The organism is Mycobacterium sp. (assembly GCF_046095365.1).
In the GTDB taxonomy this organism is placed as follows: domain Bacteria; phylum Actinomycetota; class Actinomycetes; order Mycobacteriales; family Mycobacteriaceae; genus Mycobacterium.
Map to the genome: position 1 here is coordinate 1 of NZ_JBJTJF010000217.1, position 6,762 is coordinate 6,762.

Genomic DNA, 6,762 nt, shown 5'->3' on the forward strand with positions numbered 1-6,762 from the left:
GTGACTGGGTCCCCGGCACCCCGGGGTGGACAACGGCCTGGGTGTTGAGCGCGGGGGGGGGGGCGGGCTGGCCGACCGCCGACCCGACGGTGACGGTCTTGCTGGCCATGGGGTCTCCTTCTCGGTCTGCGTCGAGATCGACGTATTGGTGATTTCTACTCGAACTTTCACGCCGAAACGGCGGTTTCGGCGGACGGGGGTGCTGTAATCCACACCATGACCGCCCCTCAATCGACCGCTCTGCAGGGTGTCCCGGTGGTTCCGGGCGTCCGGTTCGCTCCGGTGATCAGGGCCAACCGGCTCCCTCCGATTGCCGATCTGGATCCCGGGGTCGAGGTGCCCGAGGCCGATCGGGCGGCCGAGGTCGCCCGCTTCGGCGACCGCGGTGGCCTCCGGGGCGGCGGCGGAGGTTCTGACCGCGACCGCGCAACTGGCCACCGACAGGGCCTGGCTGGGTGCGGCCGAGACCGGGATCAAGCGGGGAAAGCCCGCTGTCCGGGCGACGGCGGATGCCGCCGCACAGTTCGTCGACATGTTCACCAAGATGGGCGGCCTGATGGCCGAGCGGGTGACCGATCTCAAGGACATCCGCGACCGGGTGATCGCCGAACTCGCCGGGCTGCCCGAGCCGGGCGTGCCGGAACCCACCGAGCCGTCCATCCTGTTCGCCGAGGATCTCGCCCCGGCCGACACCGCCGGCCTGGATCCGCTCCGTGTCGTCGGCCTGGCCACCTCGCTGGGCGGCCCGACCAGCCACACCGCGATCATCTGCCGCCAGCTGGCCATCCCCTGCGTCGTCGCCGTGAAGGGCCTCGACGGAGTGCCCGCCGGGACACTCGTCCTGCTGGACGGCAGCCGGGGCACCATCTCGGTGGATCCCGACCGCGCCGACGCGGCTGCGGCGGTCGCCACCGCCGACGTCGCGGCGGCGGCCATGGCCGCCTGGACCGGGCCCGGCGCGACCGCCGACGGCCATCCGGTTTCGATCCTGGCCAACGTCGCCGACGGGACGGCCGCCCGCGCCGCCCGCCAGGCCCCGGTCGAGGGCGTCGGGCTGTTCCGCACCGAGCTGTGCTTCCTCGACGCCGACACCGAACCCAGTGTCGATGCCCAGGCGTCGATCTACGCCGAGGTCCTGGAGGCCTTCGCCGGGCACAAGGTGGTGATCCGCACCCTCGACGCCGGGTCGGACAAGCCGTTGAAGTTCGTCAGCAGTCCCGAGGAGGAGAACCCGGCCCTGGGCGTGCGCGGGTTCCGGATCATCGACATCGACGCCGACCTCGTCGTCCGCCAGCTCGACGCCATCGCAGCCGCGGCCACCCGCACCGGCAACGCGCCCTGGGTGATGGCCCCGATGATCGCCACCCCGGAGGAGGCGCGGCGTTTCGCCGGCCTGGCCCGCGAGCGCGACCTGCATCCCGGGGTGATGATCGAGGTGCCCGCGGCGGCGCTGCTGGCGGAGAGGATCCTCGAGCACGTCGAGTTCCTCTCCATCGGCACCAACGACCTGACGCAGTACACGATGGCGGCCGACCGGATGTCCTCGGACCTGGCCACCCTCACCGATCCCTGGCAGCCCGGCGTGCTGGCCCTGGTCGCCCAGACCGCGCGGGCCGGGCAGGCCACCGGAAAGCCGGTCGGGGTGTGCGGGGAAGCCGCCGCCGACCCGCTGCTGGCCTGCGTCCTGATCGGGCTGGGCATCACCTCGCTGTCGGCGGCCGCCTCGGCGGTCACCCCGGTGGGCGCCAAGCTCGCTTCGGTCACCCTGCAGCAGTGCCGGGACGCCGCCGAGGCGGCGCTGGCCACCGCCGGGCCGTCGGAGGCCCGGGCGGCGGCCCAGGACGTGCTCGGTTAGCCGACGACGGCCTCGGTCTCGTCGGTGACCAGCGGGTAGGTCACCTCGAGTTCGGCGATGTTGGCCGCGGTGGTGACAAGCGGCAGGGCGGTCTCGGGTGCGGCGCCGGACGCCCGGGCCTCGGCGCGCAGCACGGGCACGAACTGTTCGGCGAGCTCGGTCGCCGCCGCCGGCGGCTGACCACCCCGCAGCCGGGCGCACAGCGCGTCGGTGCGTTCCTCCAGCAGGGCCCGGGTCCGTGGGAACACTCCGTCGGGCGGGGGCGGGATGTCGGCGATCATGTCTGAGGTCATGCGCAGCCGGGGGATCCGGCCGGCGGTGTCCAGCAGGACCCCGTCGATGGCGCCGTTGGTCTCCGAGAGGTACACCCGGACGGCGTCGCCGTAGGTGCGCGTCGCGGTGAGCGCTTCGGTGCCCAGCCGGGTCAGCGCACCGGCGGTCTGCGGCGAGGCGCCGCGGGTCACCCGGGTCACCGCGGCGTCGAGGTAGCGCGAGCACGCCGCGATCGCGCCGTCGATCGCCCGGCTCACGGCCGACTGCGCCCCGCCCGGCCAGAGCAGCCCCGAGACCACCAACCCCACGCCCGCGCCGATCAGCACGTCCTCGATGCGGGTCAGGCCGACCTGCCAGCCGGTCGGGCGCATCAGGTTGAAGACGATCAGCACCTGCATGGTGAACATCGCCTGGCTGGCGGTGAACGACCCGACGGTCAGCACGTAGGTGGAACCGAACGTGGTCAGGGGCAGCAGGGCCCACAGCACGATCGGGTTGACGCCGACGACAGCGATCAGCGAGGCGCCGACGACGAATCCGATCAACGTCCCGGCCAGCGCGCGCAGCACGGTGGTCCGCGTGGTCGAGGCGCTGCTGCGCAGCACCGAGAGAGCGCCGAGGGCCACCCACATTCCGTTCTGCACCGGCAGCAGCAGCGTGACGCTGACGGCCAGCGCCAGCGCCAGGCCGGTGCGCAGGCTGTTGATCACCGTGATCGACCGGGTCTGGAGGTAGCCCCGCAGCGAGAGCAGTGCGCTGCGGTGGGTGCCGACCCGGTCGGCGACACCGGTGTCGGGCAGTCCGCGGCCGAGTAGCCGGTCGACGAGCGGACGGGTGTCGACGGTGGTTGCCGCGGCGATGATGCTTCCGGTCAGTCCGATGGTGGCGCTCACGGTCCGCTGGCCCAGCAACTCCTGGCCCCTGCGCAGCGCGGCGGCGTCGTCGGGCTCATCGAAGATGTCGCCGATGTGGTTGTAGTAGGCCGTAAATGCCGTCGAGCGGTGGTCGGCGACGACGGTGGTCAACCGTGCGGCGTCGTCACGGTGGCCGGAGAGCAGCACCTCGGCGCTGGTTCGGAGCACCGCCACGCTGGCCGGTTCGATCGGTCCGAGCAGCGCGCCGGTCTCCGGCGAAACCCGGTCGCTGAGCCACTGCAGGTTGGACACCACACGGATCAGGCTGCGGCCGCCGGCGGTCAGGGCGACCGGTCGGAACGCGCTGCCGAGGAACTCCGCGCGCAGGGCGTCCATCGCCGGTGTCACGGTGTCCTCGCCGCCTTCGATCCGGTCGGCGAGTGCGGTGCACACCCGGGCCGCCAGCGTGCGCAACTGGGCGGTCTCGCGCGGCGGGAACAGGAACAGCGCGATCGGCACGCACACCAGGAGCGCCAGCAGCCAGCCCAGCAGGCGATCGTCGAGGCGGCCTCCGACCGGCATGCAGACCGGGAGCAGAAACGTCATCAGCGTGGCGCGTTGGCCGGCGGCGATGACCTCGCTGATCAGTCCCAGGAAGCTGGTCAGCGCGCCGACCGCGAAACACAGCGGGACCGACGCCCAGGGATTCGGCGCGGCCCAGGTGCCCAGTGCGATGAGCAGGAAGCCGTTGAGTCCCAGGCTGCAGTACGCCAGCGCCCGGGTCCCGACATCGCCGGGGAAATCCGCCGCGATGAGCAGTGCGATCGACCCGACGAGGGCGAACACGGCCGTCTGGGAGTAGCCGGACACCAGGAAGCTGACCAGTGCGGCCAGCGGTATGGCGATGGCCGCCCGCAGCGCCCTGCGGAAGCCGTCCCGGCTCGGGTCACGCGCGCGGAGCCGTTCGGCTGTCTGCCGGAACATGGTGGGCGTCATGCCCTTACGCCGGAGGAACGTCGGCGAAGCGGCCGGCCTCCAGATCGTCGAGCATCTTCTTGCTGATCCACTCGAACATCTTCGGCTCGCGGGGCAGCGTCGCCTGCTCGTAACCGACGAAGACGTAGACCGCCCACGCGGCATAGACCTGGGCCTGGCGCGCATCGCCGACGATCTCGAAGGCGGAGTCGTAGATGACGTCGAAGCGCTCCTGGTCGACCTCGCGCTGCACGGTGAGCACGTCCTCGTCGACCGAACTCCACGCGCGGATCGCGGCCTCGGCGCCGTGCGGCAGCGTCAGTGCGACGTCGATGATGGCCTGGATCCGGCGCCTGGCGTCGGGCTGTGCGCGGAGCACCTCGATGAGCCGGACCGTCCGGTCCTGGCGCCAGTAGCCGATCAGCTCGCGGGTGTAGGCGCTCCACCCGGTGAAGTAGTGGTAGAACGATCCGGTCGTGACTCCGAGCCGACTGCACACCTCGGCCAGTTTCAGTCCGCCGAAGCCCAGGTCGGCCAGGATCTCCAGACCCGTCTCGAAGTACGACTCGCGGGCCGCGACGATGGGCATGCACCGAACCTTAGGCTCCCCGGCCTCGGCTTCGGCGGGTTACCGGGCTCGCACCCGCCGGGCACCGAGGAGCACCATGCCGATACACGCGCGCAACCCTCGATTTTAGCAAACCAATAGTCGGATTTCTTCCGCACACGGCAATTCCGTGCGGGGCGGGGGCACCGCCGGCGAAACGGGTGGCAAACCCGGTTTCGACCGGGTGGAACACGCCGCCCCGAACCCGGCCGGGCGGCGTGTTCCGGCCATGCCGGGAAGGCTGAATTACCCTGTCAAACGTAGTTTCCGCGGCCACTCGGCAAACCGACCGGGCGTCCGGGTCGAAGATCTCGACGGTCGATGTGCGGCAACGTTTCCGATGCGCGGGGGTCATCTGGCACAATCGCGGCATGCAGAAGACGGCGAGACGTGGTCCGGGCAGGCCACCGGCAGCGAAATCCGCACTGACGCGCGGCCGTATCCTGCACGCCGCCCGGGAGGTTTTCACCGAAGTCGGGTTCGACGCTGCGACCTTCCAGGAGATCGCCAACCGCGCCGACCTCACCCGCCCGGCCATCAACCACTACTACGACTCCAAACACGCCCTCTACCGGCAGGTGGTCGAGCAGGCCAACGCCTCGGTCATCGCAGCCGCCCTCGAGCAGGCCGGTAAGGAGACCACCTTCACCGGCCGGGTCCGCGCCTTCCTCGAGGCGTCGGCCCAGGCCCGCGACACCGATCGCGCGGCAGCGGAGTTCCTGGTCGCATCGGTGCTGGAGGCGCAGCGCCATCCCGAGCTGACCGGCGAGGACTCTCAGTCGCTGGAACTGACCAGGCAGTTCGCCAAGTCTGCGGTCCGCGACGGCATCGCCAACGGCGAGCTCCGGGCCGACCTCAGCACCCGTGCGGTCACCGAGATGCTGGTGGCCGCGTTCTGGGGCCTGAGTTTCTACGCCGGCCTGGTCGGTGACGCCAAGCGGACCGGGATGGTGACCGGAGAGTTCATAGCGCTGCTGGAAGACGGCGGCTGGCTCGCCACCGCATAGCCGGAACATAGGCTATCTAATTGTCGCTACGATGGGGTCACACCAACCCCGGAGCGGCCTCATGAGCACCCTGCGCAGCCACGACGACACCTGGGACATCGCCAGCAGCGTCGGAACCACCGCGGTCATGGTCGCCGCCGCCCGGGCCAGCGAGACCGACAGCCCCGCGCCGCTGATCCGGGACCCGTACGCCCGGATCCTGGTCGCCGGCGCGGGCACCGGCGTGTGGGAGAAGTTCGTCGACCCCGCCATGCAGGAGCGCATTGCCGCCGCCGATCCGGAGGCCGCGGCGATCTTCGCGAACATGCTCAGCTACCAGGCGGTGCGCACGCACTTCTTCGACTCGTTCTTCGCCGACGCCACCGCCGCCGGCATCCGCCAGGTGGTCATCCTGGCCTCCGGCCTGGACTCGCGGGCCTACCGGCTTCGGTGGCCGCAGGGCACCGTGGTCTACGAGATCGACCAGCCCAAGGTGCTCGAGTACAAGGCGGCGACGCTGGCCGGGCACGGCGCCGAACCGGCCGCCGAACGGCGCGAGGTGGCCGTCGACCTCCGTCAGGACTGGCCCGCGGCCCTGCAGGCCGCCGGCTTCGACGCCTCCCGCCCGACCGCGTGGCTGGCCGAGGGGCTGCTGATGTATCTGCCGGCCGAGGCTCAGGACCGGCTCTTCGAGCAGATCGGCGAACTGAGCGCGCCGGGCAGCCGGATCTCGGCCGAGGCCGTCCGCCATCACGACGAGGAGCGCCGCGCCCAGATGCGGGCCCGCTGGGAGAAGATGGCCGACGATCTGGGCATCGAGCGGACCGTCGACATCGCCGACCTGACCTACAACGACCCGCACCGTGCCGACCTGACCGAATGGCTCAACGCCCACGGGTGGCGCGCGACCGGAACGGTGTCCACCGACGAGATGCGCCGACTGGGCCGCTGGGTCGAGGTGCCCGACCAGCAGGACGGCTTCTCCACTTTCGTTGTGGCCGAACGGCCGGCCTAGGTGTACCTGGGCCCGGACGGGCCGGCGACGCGGCTCGTTACCATGGCCACACCCCAAGGGCCACCCCCGAAGAAAGGACCCCCATGCCCGGAGTGCAGGATCGAGTCATCGTCGTCACCGGCGCCGGCCCGTCCGGGCCCAGGTACACCTAGGCCGGCCGTTCGGCCACAACGAAAGTGGAGAAGCCGTCCTGCTGG

4 protein-coding genes and 1 pseudogene are annotated in these 6,762 nt (G+C 71.2%); 3 read left to right on the top strand and 2 right to left on the bottom strand.

Annotation, left to right across the window (positions count from 1 at the left end; translation table 11 throughout):
* Nucleotides 1-216: 216 nt before the first annotated feature.
* Nucleotides 217-1,855, top strand: a pseudogene (locus ACKOQ4_RS17035) (phosphoenolpyruvate--protein phosphotransferase).
* Here ACKOQ4_RS17035 and ACKOQ4_RS17040 read toward each other — a convergent pair.
* Together ACKOQ4_RS17040 and ACKOQ4_RS17045 are read right to left on the bottom strand one after the other, a co-directional pair.
* Nucleotides 1,852-3,978 (bottom strand): FUSC family protein, encoded by a 2,127-nt coding sequence (locus ACKOQ4_RS17040; RefSeq protein WP_526293770.1) that lies wholly within the window; start codon nucleotides 3,976-3,978, stop codon nucleotides 1,852-1,854. The pseudogene ACKOQ4_RS17035 and the gene ACKOQ4_RS17040 overlap by 4 nt on opposite strands.
* Before the next feature lie 4 nt (nucleotides 3,979-3,982).
* Complete coding sequence (locus tag ACKOQ4_RS17045; protein ID WP_526293771.1) at nucleotides 3,983-4,546, bottom strand: TetR/AcrR family transcriptional regulator; 564 nt, start codon at nucleotides 4,544-4,546, stop codon at nucleotides 3,983-3,985.
* Between the two features lie 389 nt (nucleotides 4,547-4,935).
* Between ACKOQ4_RS17045 and ACKOQ4_RS17050 the strand changes: the two genes are divergently transcribed.
* A complete protein-coding gene (locus ACKOQ4_RS17050) occupies nucleotides 4,936-5,571 on the top strand; it encodes a TetR/AcrR family transcriptional regulator (protein WP_526293772.1) in 636 nt (211 codons plus the stop codon).
* Between the two features lie 61 nt (nucleotides 5,572-5,632).
* Entirely contained in the window at nucleotides 5,633-6,565 is a 933-nt protein-coding gene (locus ACKOQ4_RS17055; protein ID WP_526293773.1) for a class I SAM-dependent methyltransferase, read from the top strand.
* The last annotated feature ends 197 nt before the right edge of the window (nucleotides 6,566-6,762 follow it).

Excerpts from the sequence above, each read along its gene's own strand:
- ACKOQ4_RS17050 (WP_526293772.1), top strand. The coding sequence starts at position 4,936 with ATGCAGAAGACGGCGAGACGTGGTCCGGGCAGGCCACCGGCAGCGAAA.
- ACKOQ4_RS17040 (WP_526293770.1), bottom strand. The coding sequence starts at position 3,978 with ATGACGCCCACCATGTTCCGGCAGACAGCCGAACGGCTCCGCGCGCGT.
- ACKOQ4_RS17045 (WP_526293771.1), bottom strand. The coding sequence starts at position 4,546 with ATGCCCATCGTCGCGGCCCGCGAGTCGTACTTCGAGACGGGTCTGGAG.
- ACKOQ4_RS17055 (WP_526293773.1), top strand. The coding sequence starts at position 5,633 with ATGAGCACCCTGCGCAGCCACGACGACACCTGGGACATCGCCAGCAGC.